This is a genomic window from Kitasatospora sp. NPDC096204 (assembly GCF_044763205.1).
GTDB lineage: Bacteria > Actinomycetota > Actinomycetes > Streptomycetales > Streptomycetaceae > Kitasatospora.
In genome coordinates, this window is sequence record NZ_JBIWFT010000017.1 from 120,577 (window position 1) to 146,862 (window position 26,286).

The window sequence follows — 26,286 nt, forward strand, 5'->3', positions numbered from 1 at the left end:
CCCGAAGACGGTGACCCGGGGGTGCCGCCCACGGCAGAATGGGCTCATACCGGGAACGAGGCGCACCGCGCACGCTCCCCAGGGACGCCGAAGGGCCGGTCGGAGGAATCCGACCGGCCCTTCACCGTGAGCCGGCGCGTTCGTGCGCCCGCCCGTTTCCGTCTCAGACCCGCGAGGCCTCCGCGGCGTCGACCGGAGCGGCGCCCTCGGCCTGCGCCATCTCCTCGCGGACCGCGGCCAGCGAGGGGTTGGCCCAGGCGCTGGCGACGCCCCAGCGGTAGAACGCCAGCCCGATCGCGGCGACGATCAGCAGGTCCCAGCCCTCCGGCAGGTAGTCGTGCCCGCCGAAGTCGGCGCTGCCCGCCCAGGAGACGCCGGCCATCACGAACAGGTACGCGACCATCCAGGCGCCCGCCTTCAGGTGCGGCTTCAGCTCGGCGAACGGCTTGCGCAGCTCGTACCAGGCCCAGATCGGCAGACCGGCGGCCATCAGCAGGATGACCTTGCCGGTGAGCGGCCAGCGGGCCCAGTAGAGCACCAGCGAGCCGAACACCATCGCGACCGGGGCGATGATCGGCATGGCGCGCAGCCGCACCGGCCGGGGCAGGTCGGGGGCCAGGCGGCGCAGCGCCATCACGGCGACCGGGCCGGTGATGTACGAGATCACGGTGGCCACCGAGACGATCTCGGCCAGCGAGCCCCAGCCGCGGAAGACGGCGAGGAACATGAAGGCGACCACCAGGTTGAGCACCAGCGCCGGGCGCGGGATGCCGGTCTTGGCGTCGACCCGGCCGAAGATCTTCGGCAGGTGGCCGTTCTCCTGCACGCCGTGGATCATGCGCGAGGTGGTGGCGGCGTAGATCATGCCGGTGCCGGAGGGCGAGATGAAGGCGTCCGCGTACAGCGTGATCGCCAGCCAGTTGAGGCCCCAGGCGATGGCCAGGTCGGCCAGCGGCGAGGTGTAGGCGAGGTTGCTCCAGCCGTTCGCCAGGTCGCCGCCCGGGATGGCGCCGAGGAAGGCGATCTGCAGCGCGACGTAGATCACCAGGGAGATCAGGATCGAGCCGATGACGGCCTTCGGCAGCGACTTGCCGGGGTTGCGGGCCTCGCCGGCCAGGTTGAGCGGGGACTGGAAGCCGTTGAAGGCCCAGACGATGCCGGAGACCGCGACGGCGGTGAACACCGCGCTCCAGCCGTTCGGCGCGAAGCCGCCGTGGTCGGTGAAGTGCGAGGTGTCGAAGTGTGCGAAGAGCAGCGCGCCGGCGGTCAGCGTCGGCACGACGACCTTGAAGACGGTGATCGCGGTGTTGGTCTTGGCGAACAGCGTGATCGCGAACCAGTTGAGGGCGAAGTAGACGAGCAACAGCACGCTGGCGAGTGCCACGCCGCTGATGGTCAACTCCTTGCCGTCGTACAACCCCTTGGCCCAGCCGAAGTCCCAGGAGCTCATGTACTGGACGGAGGCGGTGGCCTCACCCGGGATGACCGAGACGATGGCGATCCAGTTGGCCCAGGCGGCCAGGTAGCCGGCCAGCGAGCCGTGCGAGTACTGGCCGTACCGGACCATGCCGCCGGCCTTGGGGAACATCGAGCCCAGCTCGCTGTAGGTGAGCGCGATGGTCAGCGCCACCGCGGCGCCGATCACCCAGGCGAGGATCGAGGCGGGTCCGGCGAGCTTGGCGGCCCGCTCGGCACCGAACAACCAGCCGGATCCGATGATCGACCCCAGCCCGACCGCGGTCAGGCTGATCGTGCCGAGCGATCGGCGGTAGTTCTGGTGTGATGCCGTCGGCGATTCGGGCTCACTCAACGTATCGGTCCTCTCGCTCGTGGTTCATCGGGTGGTGTCGGTGTTTTTGCGATTTGAGTCGCTATTTCGGGCAAACGGAGAGCAGCCTATGTTCCGAAAACGGGCGAAAACCTCAGAGGAAGCTCAAATCGTCCGATTGTTGCCATCTCGTGTCCGGCTTCCCGGGTCGGCGTGGACCGGTGAGGAGACGGACGCCACAACGCCCGGAAGGGGGCGGCGGTGGCCGGGAATGGTGATCGGGGCCGGCCCGACGAAATGGGGCGGGCCGGAAAAACGAAATTCCCCGTGGCGCCTCTCGGCTTCCACGGGGAATTTCGGCTGTGTCCGAGGGGGGACTTGAACCCCCACGCCCGATAAAGGGCACTAGCACCTCAAGCTAGCGCGTCTGCCATTCCGCCACCCGGACCGGGTGTGTGCTTCGGGGGCTTTTTCCTCGCCCCCTCGGCGACAAAGAGAACATTACCAGGGTTCTGGAGTGCTTCTCACCAGCGCTTCCTCGGGGCTGCCCCGCCGGACGCCCTGGTCGCGGGCGGTCGGGGACGGTCGGGGACGGCGGAGGCCGCGACGCCTCGCCACCGCCCGCCCCGCCACCGCCCGCCCCGCCACGGCCCGCCCCGCCACGGCCCGCCCCGCACGGCACCCTTCCCGCACGGCACCCGCACAGGTTGGTACGCCCGGCCAACACGCTCGAATCCGGATCGAACCGGTGGTGTCCGCGAAGGAACCGGTCGACTCCCGCCCCGTCCGCGGTCGGTTGAGGCCGGAACCGATCCGACACGGGCAACTTGTCGACGGTGCCACGGCCGTGGCGGCGGCTCTCCTAGCCTCTGTGGACCGAGGGCGCCATGAAGCGGATCGCCTGATTCCCGGGTCGCGGACGAAGGGCGGCTGGACGTGGAGCAGATCAGCGGAGCGGCGAAGGCCGAACCGAGACGCGGTGGGCGGACGGAGGGCCCCGGCGCGGCCCGGGCCTCCGTGGGCCCCGCCGAGGGCGTGTGGCGCTTCCCGGCGCCCGCCACCGAGGCCTCGGTGCCGGTGACCCGGCACGCGGTGCGCGACCGCCTGCTGGCGCAGGGCCTGAACGGGGTGCGCTACCAGGAGCTGGTGGACGACCTGCTGCTGATCGTCTCGGAGCTGGTGAGCAACGCGGTGACCCACGCTGCCGAGCTGTCGCCCGAGGTGGTCACCGAGCTGTCGGTGCACCGGGCCTGGGTGCGCGTGTCGGTCGAGGACGGCGATCCGTACCGGCCGAAGGCGCTGGAGAACGACACCGGAAGCACCGGCGGGCGCGGCCTGCTGCTGGTGAAGAGCGTCACCCTGCAGGCCGGCGGGGCGTGCGACGTCGAACACACGGGGGAGGGCGGCAAGGTCATCTGGGCCTCGCTGCCCGTCCCCCCGGAGCCCGGACACTGACCGGCCGGACGGCTGACCGGACGGCCGTCCGGCGGCCCGAGCCGCCGGAGGACTACCGGACGACGACCGGACGACTACCAGTCCCGCCCGGCGATCTCCCGGATGCCCGGCAGCGCGGCCTCGAAGACCGTCTCGAACCAGACCGAGAACGGCCGCTCCGCCCGCAGCTCCCGCAGTTCCTGCGCGGTCACGAAGGCGAAGTCGTCCACCTCCTCCGGGTTGGGCTCGACCGGCGCGGTGACCAGTCCCACGAACAGGTGGTTCCACTCCCGCTCGATCAGCCCGGACGCCTCGTCCGGCAGGTCGTAGCGGACGGTGCCCGCCTCGCACAGCAGCGCCGGTGCGACGCCCAGCTCCTCGGCGGTGCGCCGGGCGGCGGCGACGAACGGCGGCTCGTCCGGGTACGGGTGACCGCAGCAGGTGTTCGACCAGACGCCGGGGGAGTGGTACTTGCCCAGTGCCCGGCGCTGGAGCAGCAGTCGGCCCTGGCGGTCGAACAGGAAGACCGAGAAGGCCCGGTGCAGCCGGCCCGGCTGCTGGTGGGCCCAGAGCTTCTCGCCGGTGCCGATGGTGACGCCCTCGTCGTCGACCAGTTCCAGCAGGATCTCGGCGCCGGCGGGGGCGGAGCCGGTGGCCCGGGCGTCGACCGTCACATCGGTCTCCACGTCGAGACCGGTGTCGATCTCGGCGGCGAAGTGCGTCGGGTCGGTCGGCAGACTCTGGGGCATGGGGCCTCTTTCGGGAACGGGAGCAACGGGAGCATCGGGCGTCTCCGACGCACCGGGTGGTGTGCGGCGGACACAGCTTGGGCACCGGCGCCGGCGTCGGGGTCCAGTCTGCCGTATGGGTGGCACTCGGCAGGGGTCCCACGCACAACCGGACGGATCATGATCCGGAGGCGTCGGAAACCGGCCAGAGAAGGGCCCGGGAAGTCCCTGTAAGGGTCAGGAATTCGCAGAACCGTTCTACGTGCGTTCGGAGCCCGTTCGACCTTTCCGAGGCGTCCCTCGGCGCGGCCCGGGCTGGGCGCCGAGGTCCCACGGCCGCTGCACCGCCACCCAGCCCGCCGCCCCGTCCGCCCTCCTGCGGGCCGCCCCGCCTGCGGTCCGGGCGCGCGGGCGCGTTCTGGCCGGTCGCCCTGGTCGCCTACCATCACATACGACACGGTGCCCGGATCCGTGCCGGCACCGGCGCGCCGCCGCCCGGCCCGGTCGAACACCGGTCCGAGGAGCGGTGGCGCCGCTCTCCGGCACGGCCTCCGGGCACAGCACGACGGATCAGGAGACCCGCATGATCGGCCTCGTTCTGGCAGCCGGCGCCGGCCGCCGGCTGCGCCCGTACACCGACACCCTGCCCAAGGCGCTGGTGCCGGTCGACGGGGAGCGGACCGTCCTGGACCTCACGCTCGGCAACTTCGCCGAGGTCGGGCTGCGCGACGCCGCGATCGTCGTCGGCTACCGCAAGGAGGCGGTGTACGACCGCAAGGACGCCCTGGAGAGCAAGTACGGCGTCAAGCTCCACCTGGTCGAGAACGACAAGGCCGAGGAGTGGAACAACGCCTACTCGCTCTGGTGCGCCCGCGAGCTGTTCGCCGAGGGCCTGCTGCTCGCCAACGGCGACACCGTCCACCCGGCCTCCGTCCAGCGCACCATGCTGGAGGGCAACCGGCGACTGACCGAGGCCGGTACCGCCCCCGGCATCCTGCTCGCCCTCGACACGGTGAAGAAGCTCGCCGACGAGGAGATGAAGGTCGTCGTCGACCCGGCCTCCGGGATGCGCCGGATCACCAAGCTGATGGAGCCGGCCGAGGCGACCGGCGAGTACATCGGCGTCACCGTGATCAACCCGTCCGCCGCCGCCGACCTCACCGACGCGCTGCGCGCCACCTACGAGCGCGACCCCCAGCTGTACTACGAGGACGGCTACCAGGAGATGGTGAACCGCGGCCTGCGGATCGACGTGCAGCCGATCGGCGAGGTCTCCTGGGTCGAGGTGGACAACCACGACGACCTGGCGAAGGCGCGGGAGATCGCGTGCCGGTACTGACCCGACTGGTCCCGTCGCCGCTGTTCGTCGAGATCCGCCCGGGCGCGCTGGACGCGCTCGGCGGCATCCTCGCGGACCAGCGGCTGTCGGCCTCGGGCCGGATCGCGGTGGCGATCAGCAACGGCTCCGGCTCGGCGATGCGCCGCCGCCTGGAGCCGGCCCTGCCCGGCGCCGACTGGTACAACGTGGACGACGGCAGCCTGGACAGCGCGGTGCGGCTGGCCGAGGCGATGCGCGGCGGGCACTACGACGCGATCGTCGGCCTCGGCGGCGGCAAGATCATCGACGCCGCCAAGTACGCCGCGGCCCGGGTCGGCCTGCCGCTGGTGGCGGTCGCCACCAACCTGGCCCACGACGGCATCTGCTCGCCGGTCTCCACCCTGGACAACGACGCCGGCCGCGGCTCCTACGGGGTGCCCAGCCCGATCGGCATCGTGGTCGACCTGGACGTGATCCGGCAGGCCCCGCAGCGCTTCGTGGCGGCCGGCGTGGGCGACGTCGTCTCCAACATCTCCGCGTGCGCGGACTGGGAGCTGTCGCACGCGGTGACCGGCGAGCCGGTGGACGGGCTGGCCGTGGCGATGGCCCGCTCGGCGGGCGAGAACCTGCTGCGACACCCGGGGAGCACCCGGGACCAGGACCTCCTGACGGCGCTGGCCGAGGCCCTGGTACTGTCCGGCATCGCGATGAACATCGCGGGCAGCACCCGGCCCTCGTCGGGTGCCTGCCACGAGATCTCGCATGCCCTGGACGTGCTGTATCCCAAGCGGTCCGCCCAGCACGGCGAGCAGGTCGGCCTCGGCGCCGCCTTCGCCAGCTTCCTGCGGGGCGAGCACGAGCTGACCGGTCTGATCGTGGAGCGCCTGGCGAGCCACGGGCTGCCGGTGACCGCCGCTCAGATCGGCTTCAGCGAGGCGGAGTTCACCGAAGCGGTGCACTACGCTCCGAACACCCGACCGGGGCGCTTCACCATCCTCGAACACCTCGACCTCTCCCCTTCCGCAATCAGGGACGCGTACGCCGACTATGTCCAAGCCGTCAACAGCTGACCCCTCCACCGCGGGCGCCGGGCGTCCCCCGGTGGACCTGACCCGCCGGCCCTCGATCGAGGAGCTGCGCGCGGTGATCCACCCGGAGGGCATGCTCCAGCGCCGCAGCGCCGAGCACTGGGCCGGACGCCTGTACATGCGGAAGATCTCGCTGCGGATCACCCGCGTGCTGTCCACCATGACGGCGATCACGCCCAACGGCCTGACGTACCTGATGATGTTCACCGGCATCCTGGCCGGTGCCGCGCTGGTCGTGCCGGGCATCGCGGGCGCCGTCCTGGGCGCCCTGCTGATCCAGGTCTACCTGCTGCTGGACTGCGTGGACGGCGAGGTGGCCCGCTGGCGCCGGCAGACCTCGCTCACCGGCGTCTACCTGGACCGGGTCGGCCACTACATGTCCGAGGCGGCGCTGCTGACCGGCCTCGGCCTGCGCGCCACCGACCTGCTGCACCGCGAGGGCGCCGGCTCGCACTGGGAGTGGGCCTTCCTCGGCACCCTGGCCGCGCTCGGCGCGATCCTGATCAAGTCCGAGACCGACCTGGTGGACGTGGCCCGGGCCCGCAGCGGACTGACGGCCGTCGAGGACAGCGCCTCGGTGCCGCGCTCGTCCTCCGTCGCCAAGGCCCGCCGGGCGGCCTCCTTCCTGAAGTTCCACCGCCTGGTCGGCGCGGTCGAGGCCTCGCTGTTCATCCTGGCCGCCGGCGTCGCCGACGCCGTGCACGGCGGACTCCTCTTCACCCGGCTCGCGGTGGTCGTCCTGGCGGCGATCGCGATGCTCCAGACCGTGCTGCACCTGCTGAGCATCGTCCTCTCCAGCAGGCTCCGGTGAACGCGCGGACGGCCGCGGACGACTTCCGCCTCGGCGCCGTGATCATCACCATGGGCAACCGGCCCGCCGAGCTCAACGCCCTGATCGATGCCGTCCGCGCCCAGGAGGGCCCGGCGGTCGAGCTGGCCGTGGTCGGCCAGGGCGCGAAGCTGCCCCCGCTGCCGGAGGGCGTGCGCAGCGTCGAGCTGCCGGAGAACCTCGGCATCCCGGGCGGGCGCAACGTCGGCATCGAGCTGTTCGGCCGGGACGGCGCGGAGGTCGACGCCGTCCTCTTCCTGGACGACGACGGGAACCTGCCGCGCACCGACTCGGCCCGCCTGCTGCGCGAGGCCTTCACCGCCGATCCGGAGCTGGGCATCGTCTCCTTCCGGATCGCCGACCCGGACACCGGGGTCACCCAGCGCCGCCACGTCCCCCGGCTGCGCGCCAGCGACCCGCTGCGCTCGTCCCGGGTGACGACGTTCCTGGGCGGCGCGAGCGCGGTGCGCTGCAAGGTGTTCGAGCAGGCCGGGCAGCTGCCCGCCGAGTTCTTCTACGCCCACGAGGAGACCGACCTCGCGTGGCGCGCGCTGGACGCCGGCTGGGCCATCGACTACCGGGCGGACGTGGTGCTGCACCACCCCACGACCTCGCCCGCCCGTCACGCGAGCTACTTCCACAACGTGGCGCGCAACCGGGTCTGGCTCGCGAGGCGGAACCTTCCGGCCCTGTTGGTGCCTCTCTATCTGGGAACCTGGTTCCTGCTGACCCTGGCCCGCCGCCCCTCCCCGGAGGCGCTGAAGGCCTGGTGGGGCGGATTCCGGGCGGGCTGGCGCGAACCCTGTGGTCCGCGGCGGCCCATGCGGTGGCGTACCGTCTGGCGACTGACCAGGTTGGGCCGACCACCGATCATCTGATCGCATCTGATGACATATGCATCGAATGATCGATCGCCGCGGCCGGTGTCCCCACACCGGCCGGCTCTCCCGAGACCCCAGTGGATCCCCATCGGCGCAGACCGGCGGACCCCGCCGACCGGCCGCCCCGACCGATCCCGCGTGAAGGACGAATGTGTCGACAGTGAGTGAACCCGTCAGCCTCTCGGCCCCCAGGGGGGCGGACGCGGGCCTGACCCCCAAGCAGCTTGCGGACAAGTACGGTCTGAAGGTGAGCGGCGCCCGTCCCGGCCTGTTCGCCTACTCCAAGCAGCTCTGGGCCCGGCGCCACTTCATCTGGGCCTTCGCCACCGCCCGCCTGGTGGCCCAGTACACCAACGCCAAGCTCGGCCAGCTGTGGCAGGTGGTGACCCCGCTGCTCAACTGCGCGGTGTTCTACCTGGTCTTCGGCGTGATCCTGGCGGGCAAGCAGGGCTTCCCGGACAACACCTACATCGCCTGGCTCTGCATCGGCGTGTTCGTCTTCCAGTTCACCCAGAACGCGGTGCAGACCGGCACCCGGGCGATCTCCGACAGCCTCGGGCTGATCCGGGCGCTGCACTTCCCCCGGGCCAGCCTCCCGATCGCGTTCACCGTGATCCAGCTCCAGCAGCTGCTGATCTCCATGGTGGTCCTGGTCGTCACCGTGATCGCCGCCGGCGTCACCCCGGGCCGGACCTGGCTGCTGATCATCCCGGCGCTGCTCCTGCAGACGCTCTTCAACACCGGCATCTCCCTGGTGATGGCCCGGATCGGCTCCAGGACCAGCGACATCTCCCAGCTCATCCCGTTCGTGATGCGCGCCTGGATGTTCCTGTCCGGTGTGATGTTCAGCATCCAGGACAAGATCACCCACTGGCCGCACTACCTCCAGACGCTGATGGCGGCCAACCCGGCCTCGGTCTACATGGACCTGCTGCGGCACGCCTTCGCGCCGGTCATCTACAACCCGCACCAGCCGGTGCACCAGACCCTCCCGCCGCACCAGTGGGCGTACGGCATCGCCTGGGGCGTGGGCATGTTCGTCGTCGGATACGTCTTCTTCTGGAAGGCGGAGGAGGAGTACGGCCGTGGCTGACATCGACCTGAGCACGAGCGCCGCCGTCCCGGACGCGGACGTGGCCCGCGAGCCCACCGTCGTCGTCGACGACGTGCACATCGTCTACAAGGTGCACGGCGCCGGCTCCGGCAAGGGCAGCGCCACCTCGGCGCTGAGCCGCATCATCAGCCGCAAGCGCGCCTCCGGCGTGCGCGAGGTGCACGCGGTCAGGGGCATCAGCTTCACCGCGTACAAGGGCGAGGCGATCGGCCTGATCGGCTCCAACGGTTCCGGCAAGTCGACCATGCTGGCCGCCATCGCGGGCCTGCTGCCGACCGAGAAGGGCGGCATCTACACCAATGGCCAGCCCTCGCTGCTGGGCGTCAACGCCGCGCTGATGAACGAGCTCACCGGTGAGCGCAACGTCATCCTCGGCTGCCTGGCGATGGGCATGACCCCGGCCCAGGTGAAGGCGCGCTACCAGGACATCGTCGATTTCTCGGGCATCAACGACAAGGGCGACTTCATCTCCCTGCCGATGCGCACCTACTCCTCCGGCATGGGCGCCCGGCTGCGCTTCTCGATCGCCGCCGCCAAGACCCACGACGTGCTGCTGATCGACGAGGCCCTCGCCACCGGCGACCAGGCCTTCCAGCAGCGCAGCAAGCGGCGGATCGACGAGCTGCGGGCGTCCGCCGGTACGGTCTTCCTGGTCAGCCACGACAACAACTCGATCCGCGAGGTCTGCGAGCGGACCATATGGATCGAGGCCGGCGAGCTGGTCATGGACGGACCGACCGAGGAGGTCGTCCAGCGCTACGAGCGCGGCGAGCGGCCGTAGCCTCCGGCACTCCCGCAGGGGCCGGTCCCGGATCCTCCGGGGCCGGCCCTTCGTCCTGCACGCCCCCGCGCGCGCCGGGCGGCCCGCCGCCGCGGCGCGAGCGCCCCGTGCCCCGGCGGGGCGGTCTTCTCCCGCGCGGCTCGGCGTGTCAGCCTGGTGGTGTCGGGGGCGGTGTGCCCTGCGTGACGCCCGCGCTCGGACGCGTGTCCGAGTCGGGCCGGTCCTGCCACGCGGTGTAGAACGGGGGAGTGACAGCAGTGTCGGCTTCGGCCCAGCTCAGAGATACGCCGGTGAACGGTTCCGCGGGAGGCACCCTCGACAAGGCGGGCGCGGAGAACTTCCCCGTCGCCCCGTTCTTCCTGCCCGCGGCCTGGCGCGACGACCTGATGGCGGTGTACGGCTTCGCCCGCCTGGTCGACGACGCCGGCGACGGCGACCTGGCCGACCCGGCCGCCACCGCCCGCCTGCTCGGGGTCGAGCAGGCGCCCCCGGCCACCCCGTCGGAGCACGCCGGCCCGCCGACCGCGCAGGAGACCGCCTTCCGGCTCGCCCTGCTCGACGGGCTGGAGCAGGACCTCGACCGGGTGTTCGAGGCGGCCCTGCGCACCGCCGGCGGCTCCGCGGCCGGCGCCGACCGCCCCCGCCACCCGCTGCTGAGCGCGCTCGTCCCGCTGGTCGACCGGCACGGCCTGACCCCCGAGCCGTTCCGCCGTCTGATCGAGGCCAACCGGGTGGACCAGACCACCTCCCGCTACGCCACCTTCGAGGACCTGCTCGGCTACTGCACCCTGTCCGCCGACCCGGTCGGCCGCCTCGTGCTGGCCATCGCCGGCGTCTCCACCCCCGAGCGGATCGAGCTGTCGGACGCCGTGTGCAGCGGCCTCCAGGTGGTCGAACACATCCAGGACGTGGCCGAGGACCTGGCCCACGGCCGGATCTACCTGCCCGCCGAGGACCTGGCCCGCTTCGGCGTCACCGAGGCGGACCTGGCCGCGCCCCGCGCCGACGGCGCGGTCCGCGAGCTGATCGCCTTCGAGGTCGAGCGGGCCCGCACCCTGCTCGACCGCGGCGCACCATTGGTAGGTACGGTTCGGGGGAGGCTTCGACTGCTCCTCGCGGGATTCACCGCAGGCGGCTACGCGGCCCTGGCGGCCGTCGAGGACGCCGGGTACGACGTGCTCGCCCGGCAGGCGAGGCCGGACAAGCGCCGCCTCGCAGCGAAGGCGGCGGCCATCTTCGCGAAGGGAAGGTGAACGCCCGCGTGGCGGCATCACCACTGGCGTCGGCCCAGGTCATGGCGGCGTACCGGTACTGCGAGGCAGTCACCGGACTGCAGGCGCGCAACTTCAGCTACGGCATCCGGCTGCTGCCGGAACCCAAGCGGCTGGCCATGTCGGCCCTGTACGCCCTGGCCCGCCGGGTGGACGACATCGGCGACGGCGACCTTCCGGACGACCGCAAGGCCGAGGCGCTGCTGCGCACCCGGGAACTGGTGGACGAGGTCCGCTCCGGGGTGGTCGCCGAGGACGACACCGACCCGATCAAGGTCGCCCTGGCCGACGCGGCCCGGCGCTTCCCGATCCCGCTCGGCGGCTTCGACGAGCTGATCGACGGCGTCGAGATGGACCTCAAGGGCGCCGAGTACCAGACCTACGAGGAGCTGAAGGTCTACTGCCGCTGCGTCGCGGGTGCGATCGGCCGGCTCTCGCTGGGCGTCTACGGCTGCGACGACCCCGAGCTCGGGGCGCGCCACGCGGACACCCTGGGCCTGGCGCTGCAGCTCACCAACATCCTGCGCGACCTGCGCGAGGACGCCCTCAACGGCCGCACCTACCTGCCGAGCGAGGACCTGGTCCGGTTCGGCTGCGAGCAGGGCTTCGCCCTGCCCGAGCCGCCGGTCGGCGCGGACTTCACCGGCCTGGTGGCCTTCGAGGCCGCCCGCGCCCAGGCCGCCTTCGAGGAGGGCCTGCGGCTGCTGCCGATGCTCGACCGCCGCAGCCGCGCCTGCACCGCCGCGATGGCCGGGATCTACCACCGCCTGCTCGGCCGGATCGCCGCCGATCCGGAGTCCGTGCTGCGCGGCCGGGTCTCGCTGCCGGGCTGGGAGAAGGCGTACGTGGCGCTTTCCGGGCTCGCCGGGGGGCGTTCTTGATTCTCGCGAGAGTTCTGTCACGCTGTGTCAGCGCGGATCCACGTGCGGATAGTTTTGCGTTGAACGAACGAGGACCGGCTTCAGCGACCGCCCGCGGGCGGTCCACCGACTGCGAGGGGGAGGGCCGATGACCGGGCGAGCCGATGCCGCGCGCCCGGCCGCGGTCGTGGTCGGCGGCGGGCTGGCCGGGATCACCACCGCACTGCGCCTCGCCGAGGCGGGCCACCGGGTCACCCTCGCCGAGGCGCGGCCCCGGCTCGGCGGGCTGGCCTTCTCCTTCCGGCGCGGCGAGCTGACCGTCGACAACGGCCAGCACGTCTACCTGCGCTGCTGCACCGCCTACCGCGGCCTGCTGGAGCGCCTCGGCGCCACCCGGCTGGTCCACCTCCAGGACCGCCTCGACATCCCGGTCCTCTCCGCCACCGGGCCGTCGGCCGCCCCCGTGCGCATCCTCGGGCGGCTGCGCCGGGCCGGCCTGCCCGTCCCGCTGCACCTGGCCGGCAGCCTGGCCCGCTACCCGCACCTGTCCCCGGCCGACCGCGCCCGGGTGGTCCGCGGCGCGCTCGCCCTGCGGCGCCTGGACCTCGCGGACCCGGCGCTGGACGAGGTCTCCTTCGGCGCGTGGCTGCGCCGCAACGGGCAGAACGCCGCCACCCAGGCCGCCCTGTGGGACCTGGTCGGCGTCGCCACCCTGAACGCCCGGGCCGACGGGGTGTCGCTGGCGCTCGCCGGGATGGTCTTCAAGACCGGCCTGCTCTCCGACCCGGGCGCCTCGGACATCGGCGTCGCCGCCGTCCCGCTCGGCACGATCCACCACGACCGGGCGCTCGCCGAGCTGGAGCGGGCCGGCGTCCGGGTGCTGCTGCGGGCCCGGGTGGCCGAGCTGAAGCCGGCCGTCCCGCAGCACGCCGTCCGGCTGGAGGGCGGGGAACTGCTCACCGCCGACACCGTCGTGCTGGCCGGCGCCCAGGACAGCGCGGCCGCGCTGCTGCCGCCGAACGCGGTGCCCGGGCAGGAGCGGCTGGCCGGCTTCGGCACCGCGCCGATCCTCAACGTGCACGTGATCTACGACCGCAAGGTGCTGCGCCGGCCGTTCTTCGCCGCGCTCGGCTCCCCGGTCCAGTGGGTCTTCGACCGCACCGCGCACTCCGGCCTGGCCGCCACCGCGCTGGGCCACGCCCACCCGGGCGCCCAGTACCTGGCGCTGTCCCAGTCCGCCGCGCAGGACGAGATCGACCTGCCGGTCGCCGAGCTGCGCCGCCGCTACCTGCCCGAGCTGGGCCGGCTGCTGCCGGCCGCGGAACGGGCCGAGGTGCTGGACTTCTTCGTCACCCGGGAACGCGCCGCGACCTTCGACCCGGCGCCGGGCAACGGGGCGCTGCGCCCGTCCGCCCGCACCGACGTCCCCGGCCTGCTGCTGGCCGGCTCGTGGACGGCCACCGGCTGGCCCGCGACCATGGAGGGGGCCGTGCGCAGCGGCCACGCCGCGGCCGACGCCGCGCTCGCCGCGGCCGGCACCCGGGCGCCGGTGGACCGCGGCGACGGGAGGTGGCCCAGGTGACGGCGGGCCCCGACGCCGGAGAGCCCGCCAGAGCCGACGGGCGTACCGTCGAGCGCATCGGCGCAACCACCGGCAACGGCCCGTACGGCCGCCCCGGTACCACTGGCACTGGCACTCGGTTCGACACCAGCCGCACCGACAGCACCCGGCCGCCCCGTGCGGTCCGGCACCACGAGGGAGAGGGAACGCACGTGGAGTCACGCACCGGCTTCGCCGTCGGAGGCACGGCGCACGCCGAACCGGTCTCGGTGCCGGAGCTGCTCGCCCGCAGCCGTACGCTCTGCACCCCGCCGCTGCGGGCCGCCGTCGCCCGTTTGGCCGCACCCATGGACACCGTCGCCGCCTACCACTTCGGCTGGATCGACCGCGACGGCACCCCGGTGACGGGGGACGGCGGCAAGGCCGTGCGCCCGGCGCTGGCCCTGTTGTCGGCCCGGGCCGCGGGCGCGCCGGCCGAGGTGGGGGTGCCCGGCGGGGTCGCGGTTGAACTGGTGCACAACTTCTCCCTCCTCCATGATGATCTGATGGACGGTGACGAGACCCGACGGCACCGGGCCACCGCCTGGACGGTCTTCGGGCCGGCCCAGGCGATCCTGGTCGGCGACGCCCTGGCGACGCTCGGCACGGAGGTGCTGCTCGACGCCGCGGTGACCGGCGGCACGAGCGCCACCGACGCCGCGCGGGCCGTGCGGCTGCTCACCACGGCGACCCGCCGGCTGATCGACGGCCAGGCCATGGACGTCGCCTTCGAACAGCGCGACAGCGTCACGGTCGCCGAGTGCCTGGAGATGGAGGGCGGCAAGACGGCGGCACTGCTGGCCGCCGCCTCGGCGATCGGCGCCGTCCTGGCCGGCGCCGACGACAAGGTCTCCGACGCGCTCCAGCGCTACGGCCACCACCTGGGCCTGGCCTTCCAGGCGGTGGACGACCTGCTCGGCATCTGGGGCGCCACCGAGGTCACCGGCAAGCCGCACTGGGGGGACCTGCGCCAGCGCAAGAAGTCCCTGCCGGTGGCCGCCGCGCTGGCCGAGGGCGGAGCGGCCTCGCGCCGGCTCGCCGAGCAGCTGGCCGACCCCAAGGGACGTGGGGAGGAGAGCGAGCCCGAGCTCGCCGCCCGGGCCGCGCTGATCGAGGAGGCCGGCGGCCGTGCCTGGACCCAGGAGGAGGCCCGCCGCCAGCACACGACTGCCCTCGCCGCCCTGGACGAGGTGCCCATGACCGACGAGGTGCGGGAGCACTTCGTCGCGCTCGCCGAATTCGTGGTGGTACGAGAGAGGTGACGTTACGTTGACAGCAACCGCGGACGGCCGGCTCGACCCTGAGTACGATCCCGAGCCGGTCGCGGTGGGCGACCGCCCCCCGACCCTGCTGGGTACGGGGCGGTGGCAGCCCGAGGACACCGACCGGCTACGGCCGGCCGGTGAGGCGGAGCTCCGACCGGCCGACGCGCGGGAGGCCCTGGCCCGCGCCACCACCCACCTGCTCTCCCTGCAGTCGTCCGAGGGCTGGTGGAAGGGTGACCTGGAGACCAACGTCACCATGGACGCCGAGGACTTGCTGCTCCGCCAGTTCCTGGGGATCCGCACCGAGGAGCAGACCCGCGCCACCGCCGAGTGGATCCGCTCCCAGCAGCGCGAGGACGGCACCTGGTCCACCTTCCACGGCGGGCCGCCCGAACTGTCCACCACCGTCGAGGCCTACGTCGCCCTCAAACTGGCCGGCGACGACCCGGACGCCCCGCACATGCTGGCCGCCGCGCGCTACGTCCGCTCCGCCGGCGGCATCGCGGCCTCCCGGGTGTTCACCCGGATCTGGCTCGCCCTGTTCGGCTGGTGGCCCTGGGAGCGGCTGCCCGAGATGCCGCCCGAGATCATCTTCCTGCCCAAGTGGCTGCCGCTGAACATCTACGCCTTCGGCTGCTGGGCCCGCCAGACGATCGTCCCGCTGACCGTCGTCTCCTCCCACCGCCCGGTCCGTCCGGCCCCCTTCGCGCTCACCGAGCTGCACACCGACCCGGACGACCCGTACCCCCGCCGGCCGCTCGCCCCCGCCACCACCTGGGACGGCCTCTTCGAACGCCTCGACAAGGTGCTGCACGCCTACCACCGCCGGGCCTTCCGCCCGCTGCGCCGACTGGCCGTCTCGCAGGCCTGCCGCTGGATCGTCGAACGCCAGGAGGCCGACGGCTGCTGGGGCGGCATCCAGCCGCCCGCCGTCTACTCGCTGATCGCCCTGCACCTGGAGGGCTACGAGCTGGAGCACCCGGTGATGAAGGCCGGGCTCTCCTCCTTCGACCGCTTCACCGTGCACACCGAGGACGGCAAGCGCTGGCTGGAGGCCTGCCAGTCCCCGGTCTGGGACACCTGCCTGGCCACCATCGCCCTGGCCGACGGAGGGGTGCCGGCCGACCACCCGGCGCTGGTCTCCGCCGTCGACTGGATGCTCGGCGAGGAGATCCGCAAGCCCGGCGACTGGGCCGTCCAGCGGCCCGCGCTCGCCCCCGGCGGCTGGGCCTTCGAGTTCGAGAACGACACCTACCCCGACATCGACGACACCGCCGAGGTGGTGCTCGCGCTGCGCCGGGTCGCCCACCCCGACCAGGGCAAGGTCGACGCGGCGATGGACCGGGGCGTGCTGTGGAACCTCGGTATGCAGTCCAAGAACGGCGCCTGGGGCGCCTTCGACGTGGACAACACCAGCACGCTGCCCAACAAGCTGCCGTTCTGCGACTTCGGCGAGGTGGTCGACCCGCCGTCCGCCGACGTCACCGCGCACGTGGTCGAGATGCTCGCCGAGACCGGCCGCGCCCGCGACCCCCGGACCAGGCGCGGCATCGAGTGGCTGCTGCGCAACCAGGAGGCGGACGGCTCCTGGTTCGGCCGGTGGGGCACCAACTACATCTACGGCACCGGCTCGGTGCTGCCCGCGCTGGTGGCGGCCGGCGTCCCCGACGAGCACCCGGCGATCCGCCGGGCGGTGCGCTGGCTGGAGGACCGGCAGAACACCGACGGCGGCTGGGGCGAGGACATGCGCTCCTACGACGACCCGGCGCGCTGGGCCGGGCGCGGCGACTCCACCGCCTCGCAGACCGCATGGGCGCTGATGGCGCTGCTCGCGGCCGGCGAGGGGCCGCGGGACCGGGCCAACCCGGCGGTGGAGCGCGGCGTGGAGTGGCTGGTGCGCACCCAGCTGCCCGAGGGCACCTGGGACGAGCCGCAGTTCACCGGCACCGGCTTCCCGTGGGACTTCTCCATCAACTACCACCTGTACCGGCTGGTGTTCCCGGTCACCGCGCTCGGCCGCTACCTCCACGGCACCCCGGGCACGAGCCGGGCCGACGGGGCCCCGGCGATCGGAGCGGCGCGGTGACCACCGCGCCCCTGCTGGTGCTCTGCGCCCTGGGTCCCGAGGTCTGGGCCCTGCGCGGCGGTGACTGGCGGGGCGCGCCCGGCGGGTCCCCGGTACTGGTGCGCACCGGGGTCGGCCGGCGGCGCGCCGGGCTGGCCGTCCGGCGGCTGCTCGGTTCCGCGCCCACCGGCTACGGCGCCGTGGTGGTGGCCGGCTTCGGCGCGGCGCTCGGCCCCGGCGTGCTGCCCGGCGACGTGGTCGCCGCCGACGGCGTGCGCGACGCCGAGGGCCACCTGTACCCGCTCGACTCCGGGGCGGAGCTCACCCGGGCGCTGAAGGAGCGCGGGCTGACCGTGCACACCGGGGTCCACCACACCGCCGACCACGTGGTGCGCGGCATCGAGCGGCGGGCGCTGCACGTCCAGGGCGCGCTCGCGGTCGACATGGAGGCCGCCGCCGTCCTGGCCGCGCTGCGCGAGGTGCGGCCCGCGCTGCCGACGGCCGTCCTGCGGGTGGTGGTGGACACGCCCGAGCACGAACTGCTGCGGCCCGGCACCCTCCCGGCCGGGGTCCGCGCCTGGCGGACCCTGCGGGCGACGGTACCCGCCCTCGTCGACTGGTACCGGCACGAGCGCGCGCCGGGCTCCGTACGCCCGAACGGCTCCACGGATTCGAACGGCTCAATGGGTTCGAACGGCTCGACAGATCTGAACGGCTCCACATCCCTGAACCACCCCACATCCTCGACGCTCCCCCAGGAGGCGAGCTAGCCATGGCCATGCCGTTGCGCCAGACCGTGCGGGTCGGCACCTACCTCATGCAGCAGAAGCTGCTCAAGCGCCGGGACAAGTTCCCGCTGATCGTGGAGCTGGAGCCGCTCTTCGCCTGCAACCTCGCCTGCGAGGGCTGCGGCAAGATCCAGCACCCGGCGGGCGTGCTGAAGCAGCGGATGCCCGTCGCCCAGGCGGTCGGCGCGGTCCTGGAGTCGGGTGCCCCGATGGTCTCGATCGCCGGCGGCGAACCGCTGATGCACCCGCAGATCGACGAGATCGTCCGGCAACTGGTCGAACGCCGCAAGTACGTGTTCCTCTGCACCAACGCGCTGCTGCTGCGCAAGAAGATCGACAAGTTCAAGCCGTCGCCGTACTTCACCTTCGCCGTGCACATCGACGGCATGCGCGAACGGCACGACGAGTCGGTGGCCAAGGAGGGCACCTTCGACGAGGCGGTGGCCGCGATCAAGGAGGCCAAGCGGCGGGGCTTCCGGGTCACCACCAACAGCACCTTCTTCAACACCGACACCCCGCAGACCGTCATCGAGGTGCTGGACTACCTCAACGACGAGCTCAAGGTGGACGAGATGATGATCTCGCCCGCCTACGCCTACGAGAAGGCCCCCGACCAGGAGCACTTCCTCGGCGTCGAGCAGACCAGGGAGCTCTTCCGCAAGGCCTTCGCCGGCGGCAACCGCAACCGCTGGCGGCTCAACCACAGCCCGCTCTTCCTGGACTTCCTGGAGGGCAAGGCCGACTTCGAGTGCACCCCCTGGGGCATCCCCAACTACTCGCTGTTCGGCTGGCAGCGGCCCTGCTACCTGATGGCCGACGGCTACGTGCCGACCTACCGCGAGCTGGTCGAGAAGACCGACTGGAGCAAGTACGGCCGCGGCAGGGACCCGCGCTGCGAGAACTGCATGGCCCACTGCGGCTACGAGCCGACCGCCGTCCTCGCGACGATGGGCTCGCTCCAGCAGTCGCTGCGTGCCATCACCGAGACCGTCAGCGGCAACAAGGGCCGCTGAGCAGGGAGTTGACCCCAAGGTCGGCACTCCGGCCCGGGCCCCGCGCCCGGGCCGGCTCCGCCCCGAACCAGGTCCGGCCCCGCGCCCGGGCCGGGTGGAGGCACCACCGCACCGCTCCGAGTCGTGAGGTGTACCCATGTCACTGCTCTCCCGCGTCACGTCCCCGGCCGAGCTGCGCAAGCTCCCGGCGGTCGAACTCCCGCTGCTCGCCGACGAGATCCGCGACTTCCTGATCGACGCCGTCACCCGCACCGGCGGCCACCTCGGGCCCAACCTCGGAGTGGTGGAACTCACCATCGCGCTGCACCGGGTCTTCGACTCGCCGTACGACCGGATCGTCTTCGACACCGGCCACCAGAGCTACGTCCACAAACTGCTCACCGGCCGCCAGGACTTCGGCCGGCTGCGGATGCGCGGCGGACTCTCCGGGTACCCCTCGCGGGGCGAGTCCGAGCACGACCTGGTCGAGAACTCGCACGCCTCCACCGCGCTCTCCTACGCCGACGGCCTGGCCAAGGCCGCCCGACTGCTCGGCCAGCACGACCGGCACACCGTCGCCGTGATCGGCGACGGCGCGCTCACCGGCGGACTCGCCTGGGAGGCGCTCAACAACATCGCCGAGGCGCGCGACCGGCCGCTGGTCATCGTCGTCAACGACAACGAGCGCTCCTACGCCAGGACCATCGGCGGCCTCGCCAACCACCTGGCCACCCTGCGCACCACCCGGGGCTACGAGCGGTTCCTCGCCCTCGGCAAGGAGGCCCTGCAGCGCACCCCGCTGGTCGGCCAGCCGATCTTCGACGCGCTGCACGGCGCCAAGAAGGGCTTCAAGGACGCCTTCGCCCCACAGGGCATGTTCGAGGACCTCGGCCTCAAGTACCTCGGGCCGATCGACGGCCACGACCTGGGCGCGGTCGAACAGGCGCTGCGCCAGGCCCGCAACTTCGGCGGGCCGGTCATCGTGCACTGCCTGACCGTCAAGGGGCGCGGCTACCGGCCGGCCGAGCAGGACGAGGCCGACCGCTTCCACGCCGTCAACCCGATCGACCCGTACACCTGCCTGCCGATCTCGCCCAGCGGCGGCGTCTCCTGGACCTCGGTGTTCGGGGACGAACTGCTCACCCTCGGCGCCGAACGGCCGGACCTCGTGGCGATCACCGCGGCCATGCTCCAGCCGGTGGGCCTGGCCCCGTTCGCCAAGGCCTACCCGGAGCGGACCTTCGACGTCGGGATCGCCGAGCAGCACGCCGTCACCAGCGCCGCGGGGCTGGCCACCGGCGGGCTGCACCCGGTGGTCGCGGTGTACGCGACCTTCCTGAACCGGGCCTTCGACCAGGTGCTGATGGACGTCGCCCTGCACAGGCTGGGCGTCACCTTCGTCCTCGACCGCTCCGGGGTGACCGGGCCGGACGGCGCCTCCCACAACGGCATGTGGGACATGTCGATCCTCCAGGTCGTGCCCGGCCTGCGGCTCGCCGCGCCGCGCGACGCCGAACAGCTGCGCGCCCAGCTGCGCGAGGCCGTCGAGGTCGAAAACGCCCCGACCGTGGTGCGCTTCCCGAAGGGGAACATCGGGCCCGCGGTGCCGGCCGTCGAGCGGATCGGCGCAGTGGACGTGCTGCTGCGCACCGGGCGGGCGCCGGAGATCCTGCTGGTCGCGGTCGGTACCACCGCCTCCGCCTGCCTGGACGCGGCCCGGCTGCTGCTCGCCGAGGGCTTCACCGCGACCGTGGTCGACCCGCGCTGGGTCAAGCCCGTCGACCCGGTGCTGCCCGAACTGGCCGCCGCCCACCGGCTGGTGGTCACCGTCGAGGACAACGGCCGTACCGGGGGCGTCGGTTCGGCCGTCGCCCAGGCGCTGCGCGACGCCGACGTGGACGTGCCGGTGCGGGTGCTCGGCCTGCCCCAGGAGTTCCTCGACCACGCCTCGCGCGGGGAGATCCTGGAGGAGGCCGGGCTGACCGGAACCGGGGTCGCCGCCCAGACCGCCGTCTTCGCCAAGAACCTGCTACCGACCCGAGGAGCGAACCCGCGCCATGCCGGCTGAACCAGACCGCCCCGCCTTCGACCTCGCCGCGCTGATCGCCGAACGCGGCAGCGAGCGCTACGAGCTGCACGGCCGCTACCTCAACCCGCAGCTGCCGCGGATGCTGCACACCATCGGCTTCGACAAGTACTACGAGCGGGCCCAGGGCCAGTACTTCTACGACGCCGAGGGCAACGAGTACCTCGACATGCTGGCCGGCTTCGGCATCTTCGCGCTCGGCCGCCACCATCCCGTGGTGCGCTCGGCGGTCCAGCAGGTGATGGACCTCGACCTGCCCGACCTGGTCCGCTTCGACTGCTCACCGCTGCCCGGGCTGCTGGCCGAGCGGCTGCTGTCGTACGCGCCCGGGCTGGACCGGGTGTTCTTCGGCAACAGCGGCACCGAGGCGGTGGAGACCGCGCTCAAGTTCGCCCGCTACGCCACCGGACGCCGCCGGATCCTCTACGCCGACCACGCCTTCCACGGGCTGACCACCGGCTCGCTCTCGGTCAACGGGGAGAGCGGTTTCCGCAAGGGCTTCGACCCGCTGCTGCCGGACACCGCCATCCCGCTCGGCGATCTCGGCGCGCTGGCCAAGGAGCTGAAGCGCGGCGACGTCGCGGGGCTGATCGTCGAGCCGATCCAGGGCAAGGGCGTCCAGGCGCCGCCGCCCGGCTGGCTGCGGGCGGCCCAGGCGCTGCTGCACGAGCACCGGGCGCTGCTGATCTGCGACGAGGTGCAGACCGGCATCGGCCGCACCGGCGAGTTCTTCGCCTACCAGCACGAGGACGGCGTGCTGCCCGACCTGGTCTGCGCGGCGAAGGCGCTGTCCGGCGGGTACGTGCCGGTCGGGGCCACGCTCGGCAAGAGCTGGATCTTCGAGAAGGTGTACTCCTCGATGGACCGGGTGCTGGTGCACTCGGCCAGCTTCGGGTCCAACGCCCAGGCCATGGCGGCCGGGCTGGCGACCCTGGAGGTGATGCGCGACGAGCAGGTGGTGGAGAACGCCCGCAAGGTGGGCGACCACTTCCGCGAACGGCTGGCCACACTGGTCGACGAGTACGAGCTGCTCGCAGAGGTGCGCGGGCGCGGGCTGATGATCGGGATCGAGTTCGGCCGGCCCAAGTCGCTCAAGCTGCGCGCCGGTTGGACCGCGCTCCAGGCGGCGCGCAAGGGGCTGTTCGCGCAGATGGTGGTGGTGCCGCTGCTGCAGCGGCACCGCATCCTGACCCAGGTGTCCGGGGACCACCTGGAAGTGATCAAGCTGATCCCGCCGCTGATCATCACCGAGCACGACGTGGACCGGTTCGTGGACGCCTTCACCGCGATCATGGACGAGGCCCACCGGGGGAGCGGACTGATGTGGGACTTCGGGCGCACGCTGGTCAAGCAGGCGGTCGGCGGCCGCTGAGGCGGGGGCCGCGGGTGGCGCGGAGCGGGAGGCCGGCCCGGCCGGCTTCCCACTCCGTGGGAGACACCGCGTCAGAGCTCGGTCCGGCGGCGCCGGATGACCACCACGAGATCGACGACGGCGAACAGGGTGAGCAGGCCGCAGGCCACCGCGAACCCGATGAGGGTGCCCCGGCTGGGCACGCCGGAGGCCGGCGAGGCGGCCGCCCAGAGCGCGAAGCCCACCGTGGCCAGCGCGAACAGCGGTGTGAAGGTGAGCGAGAGCAGGTAGCGGAGCTTGAGGTCGCTGCGGGCGGTGACCGGCTCGGTGCCGCTTCGCCACCGGCGCGGGGTGGTGCGCATGCCTTCACCTCCGGACCGCACGGTCGGGCTACGATTCCAGCGTACGTCCGAGGGACCAGCCGGGGAGGCGCGATGTCGGGTTCGGACGCGGGTTCGGACGCGGGTTCGGACGCGGCGGGCTCGGGCCCGGGCGCGGGTTCCGGCCCGGGTGAGGCGGGTCCGGACGGCGAGGGGTACGCGGGGCTGCGGATCGAGCGGGCCCGGGAGCTGGCCCGGCGGCACGGCTGGGCGTCGGTCCGGGTGCTGGAGCCGGGGGACCTGATGACCATGGAGTACCGGTACGGGCGGCTCAACCTCGCGGTGCGCGACGGGGTGGTCGAGCGCAGCTGGGAGGGGTAGGTCCGGGCGCCCCCGGGCCGGTTGCCGTCCGGGCTGGCTGCCGTCCGGGGCGGCTCCGGCCGGTGCGGGCTCGTTCGGGCTCGGGCCGGTTCGGGTTCCGGCGGTTCGGGTTCGGGATGGCCGTCGTTCAGCAGGGCAGGTGGCGGCGGGCGAAGCGCCGGTGGAGCCGCTGTTCGGCGGCGGCGACCAGGGGTTCCAGCAGCGGCAGGGAGAGCAGGACGAGCAGTCCGGCGGCCCAGCCGGCCAGGACGTCGGTGACCCAGTGGGTGCCCAGGTAGACCGTGGTCAGGCCGATCGAGCAGGCGGTGGCGGCGGCGATCAGCGCGCCGGTGCGCCGCCAGCGGACGGCGAGGTAGGCGAGCACCCCCCAGGTCACCACCGCGTTGGCGGTGTGGCCGGAGGGGAAGATGGTGCCGCCCGAGAAGAGCTCGGGTGAGCCGACGTACTGGGCGTAGTGCGGGCCGAGCCGGCCGGTGACGATCTTGACCGCGCCGACGGTGACGTTGAGCAACAGCAGCGCGATGCCCATGACCAGCAGCGGGCGTACCCGGCCGAGGCGGTGGGCCCGCCAGCCGAGCCAGATGAAGGCGGCGATCGCCGAGGGGCCGCGCTGCCCGGCGACCACCCAGGTGTCGAGCAGCGGCTCCAGCCGGGGCCACCGCTCGTAGGGGCGCAGCAGCCGGACCGACCAGTCGAGGTCGACCAGCGCGGTGTTGAGCAGGACCCCGGCCAGCACCAGCAGGTAGCCGGCGAGGGTGACGGCGAGCAGGGCGGCCCGGCGCCGGCTCATCGGGGGCCAGTCGGGCTCGCGGGGATCGGGGCCGACCGGGGGGAGGGGCCGAAGGGGCGTGGTGGGGCGTTCCCGGCGGCCGGTTTCCGCGGTGGGGTGCCCCGGCCCCTGGCGCGGAATGGGAGCGGGGGTACTTCTGGATTGCACGGGGTGACCTTACCCAGCCGGACAGGGCTATTCCGGTGGTAATTGTCATTTTCCCGGGAAATCGACAATAGGGTCGAACCGGGGCGGCTCGGGGGGTGATTTCCGCTATTCCGGGATCGAATGTCAGTGTGGTCGTCGAATGCTTCTGCAAAAGCCCCGGTAAAGCAGGCGGAGTGGGAGGCCGGTGCGCCCGGCTTCCCACTCCGTGGTAACCCTGTGTAGGTTCCGTGCTCAGTCGAGGGGGCCGCCCGCGACGTAGATCACCTGGCCGGAGACGAAGCCGGCGTCCTCGCTCGCGAGGAACGAGATGGTGTGGGCGACGTCCTCGGGCCGACCGACCCGCTGGACCGGGATCTGAGAGGCCGCAGCCCGCTTGAAGTCTTCGAAGTCCATGCCGACCCGGGCCGCGGTGGCGGCTGTCATGTCCGTGGCGATGAAGCCGGGGGCGACCGCGTTGGCCGTGATGCCGAACTTGCCCAGCTCGATGGCCAAAGTCTTGGTGAAGCCCTGGAGACCGGCCTTGGCGGCCGAGTAGTTGGCCTGGCCGCGGTTGCCCTGGGCCGAGGAGGAGGACAGGTTGACGATGCGGCCGAAACCGGCGTCGACCATGTGCTTCTGCACCGCGCGGGTCATCAGGAAGGCGCCGCGGAGGTGAACGTTCATGACCGTGTCCCAGTCGGACTCGGACATCTTGAAGAGCAGGTTGTCGCGGAGTACGCCCGCGTTGTTCACCAGGACGACCGGGGCGCCGAGCTCGGCGGTCACCCGGTCGACGGCGGCCTGGACCTGCTCGGCGTCCGAGACGTCGGCGCCGACGGCCAGCGCCCGGCCGCCGGCTGCGGTGATCCGGTCGACGGTCTCCTTGCCCGCCGCCTCGTCCAGGTCCAGGACGGCGACCGCGTAGCCGTCGGCGGCCAGCCGGACGGCGGTGGCGGCGCCCAGACCGCGGGCGGCGCCGGTGACGACGGCGACCCGGGGGGCGGTGCTCTGCTCGGTCATGCTCGCTCTCGTCTCTCTCGGGGGTGCCTCCCGGGGAGAGCCCCCGGAGAGGGGTGGCCACACCCTACCGGCGGGTAGGGGGCGCGGCCAGGGTGGAGAGACGCAGGTGACGGTGGGTAAGGACCGACCGGTCGGCTTTCTGCTGAGAACGGGTTACTGCAAGGCCTTCGCAGCCCGTAAATATGCCAATGTTGCCGAACCTGCGTCTACTATCCGCCCCTGCCTGCCAGCAAGGGCCCGCCGTTTGTATAGTGTCCGCCAGCAGCCACCGGCTGCACGGCTGGAGCGCCCTCCCTCATAGCTGGACGCCCACTCGCCGTTACTGCCCCACCCGGGTGTCCCACACACACCGGGTGTGACATCGGGACGGATACATGGTGCTGGGGGAGATCCCGACAACCCGCGTGTCTGCGCGACTTCAGCAGTCGCCCGGACACCTCATTCGCGTGGCACAGCAGGTTCACACCCGCTTGTGGTCCGAACACGTCGGAGCCGATCTCACGGCTCCGCAGTTCGCCGTGCTGCTGGTCCTGGCCCTGGAGCCGGGTGCGGACCAGCGCACGGTCGGCGAGCGTGCCTCGCTGGACAAGGCCACGATGGCCGAGATGGTCGCGCGGCTGGTCCGCCGCGGCCTGGTGCTGCGCAGGCGCGACCCGGCCGACGGCCGGCGCAAGCTGCTGGCGCTCTCGCAGAGCGGAGCCCAGGCGGTGCGCGAGGCCACCGGTGGTGTGGTCCGCGTGCAGCGCGTCCTGTTCGAGCCGCTCACGGCGGAGGAACAGGTCGAGATCGTCCGGGTGATGGCCAAGATAGCCAGGCTGGAGCCCGCGGCGGTCGCCGTCATCACCGACGCGCGGCCGATACTGGACGCCCAACGGGCGATCGGCTACCTGATCAGGGTGAGCCAGCAGGTGCACACCAAGCTCTGGTCGGAGCACGTGGGCGTCGAGCTCACGGCTCCGCAGTGCGCGGTGCTGGACGCGCTGGAGCTGGAACCGGGCGCCGACCAGCGCACGGTCGGCGAGCTCGCCTCGCTGGACAAGGCCACGATGGCCGAGATGGTCAGCCGACTGGTGCGCCGCGGTCTGGTGCAGCGTCGGCGCGACCCCTCGGACGGACGGCGCAACCTGCTCTCGCTCTCACCGGCGGGACAGGACCTGCTGCACCGCTCGGCCGCTGGGGTGGCCGAGGTCCAGCGGCTGCTGCTGGCGCCGCTGGAGGAGGGCGAGCACGAAGCCGCGCTCGCGCTCATCGCGAAGGCGGCCAGGCTCTAGGCCAAAACTTCGCCGCAGTAGCCAAAACGATTCGCCAAAACGCTGAGGGTCCCTGCCTGGGCTTTGGCGGATCGGGGCACACCGAAGGCCGCCCGCTCCCGTAGGGGTGCGGGCGGTCTTCGCGTGACCGGGCGTCAGGCGGGTCGGGGGCCCGGCTGC

The 26,286-nt window shown here is 72.6% G+C and carries 23 protein-coding genes and 1 tRNA gene; 18 read left to right on the forward strand and 6 right to left on the reverse strand.

Annotation, left to right across the window (positions count from 1 at the left end):
- Window positions 1-163 precede the first annotated feature (163 nt).
- On the reverse strand, window positions 164-1,810 hold the full coding sequence (locus ACIQ87_RS20455) for an APC family permease (RefSeq protein ID WP_402408516.1): 1,647 nt from the start codon (window positions 1,808-1,810) through the stop codon (window positions 164-166).
- A 321-nt stretch (window positions 1,811-2,131) separates the two neighbouring features.
- A tRNA-Leu gene (locus ACIQ87_RS20460) sits at window positions 2,132-2,216 on the reverse strand.
- A gap of 569 nt (window positions 2,217-2,785) precedes the next feature.
- Here ACIQ87_RS20460 and ACIQ87_RS20465 point away from each other — a divergent pair.
- Window positions 2,786-3,223 carry an ATP-binding protein gene (locus ACIQ87_RS20465; protein WP_402408631.1) on the forward strand — a complete coding sequence of 146 codons (438 nt, stop codon included), beginning with the start codon at window positions 2,786-2,788 and terminating at the stop codon, window positions 3,221-3,223.
- 74 nt (window positions 3,224-3,297) lie between these two features.
- On the opposite strand, the gene idi is transcribed toward ACIQ87_RS20465, so the two are convergent.
- Window positions 3,298-3,951 (reverse strand): isopentenyl-diphosphate Delta-isomerase, encoded by a 654-nt coding sequence (idi, locus tag ACIQ87_RS20470; RefSeq protein WP_402408519.1) that lies wholly within the window; start codon window positions 3,949-3,951, stop codon window positions 3,298-3,300.
- A 562-nt stretch (window positions 3,952-4,513) separates the two neighbouring features.
- Here idi and ACIQ87_RS20475 point away from each other — a divergent pair.
- From ACIQ87_RS20475 to ACIQ87_RS20545, 15 genes are all read left to right on the forward strand, one after another.
- Complete coding sequence (locus tag ACIQ87_RS20475) at window positions 4,514-5,269, forward strand: sugar phosphate nucleotidyltransferase (protein ID WP_392875584.1); 756 nt, start codon at window positions 4,514-4,516, stop codon at window positions 5,267-5,269.
- The gene (locus ACIQ87_RS20480) at window positions 5,257-6,318 is read left to right on the forward strand and encodes an iron-containing alcohol dehydrogenase family protein (protein ID WP_402408522.1); all 1,062 of its coding nucleotides are present in this window, start codon (window positions 5,257-5,259) and stop codon (window positions 6,316-6,318) included. The genes ACIQ87_RS20475 and ACIQ87_RS20480 overlap by 13 nt, the downstream gene beginning before the upstream one ends.
- Before the next feature lie 91 nt (window positions 6,319-6,409).
- Complete coding sequence (locus tag ACIQ87_RS20485) at window positions 6,410-7,147, forward strand: CDP-alcohol phosphatidyltransferase family protein (RefSeq protein ID WP_402408634.1); 738 nt, start codon at window positions 6,410-6,412, stop codon at window positions 7,145-7,147.
- A gap of 50 nt (window positions 7,148-7,197) precedes the next feature.
- Window positions 7,198-8,043 (forward strand): glycosyltransferase family 2 protein, encoded by an 846-nt coding sequence (locus ACIQ87_RS20490; RefSeq protein ID WP_402408636.1) that lies wholly within the window; start codon window positions 7,198-7,200, stop codon window positions 8,041-8,043.
- 154 nt (window positions 8,044-8,197) lie between these two features.
- Window positions 8,198-9,139, forward strand: coding sequence for an ABC transporter permease (locus ACIQ87_RS20495; RefSeq protein ID WP_402408525.1), 942 nt, complete (start codon window positions 8,198-8,200; stop codon window positions 9,137-9,139).
- Window positions 9,132-9,941 carry an ABC transporter ATP-binding protein gene (locus ACIQ87_RS20500; protein WP_392875593.1) on the forward strand — a complete coding sequence of 270 codons (810 nt, stop codon included), beginning with the start codon at window positions 9,132-9,134 and terminating at the stop codon, window positions 9,939-9,941. Before ACIQ87_RS20495 ends, ACIQ87_RS20500 begins: the two co-directional genes overlap by 8 nt.
- A gap of 290 nt (window positions 9,942-10,231) precedes the next feature.
- Window positions 10,232-11,194, forward strand: coding sequence for a squalene synthase HpnC (hpnC, locus tag ACIQ87_RS20505; RefSeq protein ID WP_402408528.1), 963 nt, complete (start codon window positions 10,232-10,234; stop codon window positions 11,192-11,194).
- Window positions 11,195-11,235: 41 nt separating this feature from the next.
- Window positions 11,236-12,093: a presqualene diphosphate synthase HpnD gene (gene hpnD / locus ACIQ87_RS20510; RefSeq protein ID WP_392915230.1), complete on the forward strand. Its 858-nt coding sequence runs from the start codon at window positions 11,236-11,238 to the stop codon at window positions 12,091-12,093.
- Between the two features lie 127 nt (window positions 12,094-12,220).
- The gene (hpnE, locus tag ACIQ87_RS20515; protein ID WP_402408531.1) at window positions 12,221-13,654 is read left to right on the forward strand and encodes a hydroxysqualene dehydroxylase HpnE; all 1,434 of its coding nucleotides are present in this window, start codon (window positions 12,221-12,223) and stop codon (window positions 13,652-13,654) included.
- 191 nt (window positions 13,655-13,845) lie between these two features.
- Window positions 13,846-14,934, forward strand: a complete 1,089-nt coding sequence (locus ACIQ87_RS20520) for a polyprenyl synthetase family protein (protein ID WP_402408534.1) — start codon at window positions 13,846-13,848, stop codon at window positions 14,932-14,934.
- A 7-nt stretch (window positions 14,935-14,941) separates the two neighbouring features.
- Window positions 14,942-17,023 carry a squalene--hopene cyclase gene (gene shc, locus ACIQ87_RS20525; protein WP_402408536.1) on the forward strand — a complete coding sequence of 694 codons (2,082 nt, stop codon included), beginning with the start codon at window positions 14,942-14,944 and terminating at the stop codon, window positions 17,021-17,023.
- Window positions 17,020-17,772 (forward strand): 1-hydroxy-2-methyl-2-butenyl 4-diphosphate reductase, encoded by a 753-nt coding sequence (locus ACIQ87_RS20530; protein ID WP_402408539.1) that lies wholly within the window; start codon window positions 17,020-17,022, stop codon window positions 17,770-17,772. Before shc ends, ACIQ87_RS20530 begins: the two co-directional genes overlap by 4 nt.
- 2 nt (window positions 17,773-17,774) lie before the next feature.
- Window positions 17,775-18,803 (forward strand): adenosyl-hopene transferase HpnH, encoded by a 1,029-nt coding sequence (gene hpnH / locus ACIQ87_RS20535; protein ID WP_392875611.1) that lies wholly within the window; start codon window positions 17,775-17,777, stop codon window positions 18,801-18,803.
- 136 nt (window positions 18,804-18,939) lie between these two features.
- The gene (dxs, locus tag ACIQ87_RS20540; RefSeq protein ID WP_402408542.1) at window positions 18,940-20,850 is read left to right on the forward strand and encodes a 1-deoxy-D-xylulose-5-phosphate synthase; all 1,911 of its coding nucleotides are present in this window, start codon (window positions 18,940-18,942) and stop codon (window positions 20,848-20,850) included.
- Window positions 20,840-22,240 (forward strand): aspartate aminotransferase family protein, encoded by a 1,401-nt coding sequence (locus ACIQ87_RS20545; RefSeq protein WP_402408545.1) that lies wholly within the window; start codon window positions 20,840-20,842, stop codon window positions 22,238-22,240. The genes dxs and ACIQ87_RS20545 overlap by 11 nt, the downstream gene beginning before the upstream one ends.
- A gap of 71 nt (window positions 22,241-22,311) precedes the next feature.
- Here the strand turns inward: ACIQ87_RS20545 and ACIQ87_RS20550 are convergent, their stop codons facing one another.
- Complete coding sequence (locus ACIQ87_RS20550; RefSeq protein WP_402408546.1) at window positions 22,312-22,581, reverse strand: DUF6343 family protein; 270 nt, start codon at window positions 22,579-22,581, stop codon at window positions 22,312-22,314.
- Between the two features lie 72 nt (window positions 22,582-22,653).
- On the opposite strand from ACIQ87_RS20550, the gene ACIQ87_RS20555 reads away from it, so the two are divergent.
- The gene (locus ACIQ87_RS20555) at window positions 22,654-22,920 is read left to right on the forward strand and encodes an I78 family peptidase inhibitor (RefSeq protein WP_402408548.1); all 267 of its coding nucleotides are present in this window, start codon (window positions 22,654-22,656) and stop codon (window positions 22,918-22,920) included.
- A gap of 127 nt (window positions 22,921-23,047) precedes the next feature.
- Here the strand turns inward: ACIQ87_RS20555 and ACIQ87_RS20560 are convergent, their stop codons facing one another.
- Together ACIQ87_RS20560 and fabG are read right to left on the reverse strand one after the other, a co-directional pair.
- Window positions 23,048-23,710, reverse strand: coding sequence for a phosphatase PAP2 family protein (locus tag ACIQ87_RS20560; RefSeq protein ID WP_402408551.1), 663 nt, complete (start codon window positions 23,708-23,710; stop codon window positions 23,048-23,050).
- A gap of 378 nt (window positions 23,711-24,088) precedes the next feature.
- On the reverse strand, window positions 24,089-24,856 hold the full coding sequence (gene fabG, locus ACIQ87_RS20565; RefSeq protein WP_402408554.1) for a 3-oxoacyl-ACP reductase FabG: 768 nt from the start codon (window positions 24,854-24,856) through the stop codon (window positions 24,089-24,091).
- A gap of 446 nt (window positions 24,857-25,302) precedes the next feature.
- Between fabG and ACIQ87_RS20570 the strand changes: the two genes are divergently transcribed.
- The gene (locus ACIQ87_RS20570) at window positions 25,303-26,127 is read left to right on the forward strand and encodes a MarR family winged helix-turn-helix transcriptional regulator (protein WP_402408557.1); all 825 of its coding nucleotides are present in this window, start codon (window positions 25,303-25,305) and stop codon (window positions 26,125-26,127) included.
- The last annotated feature ends 159 nt before the right edge of the window (window positions 26,128-26,286 follow it).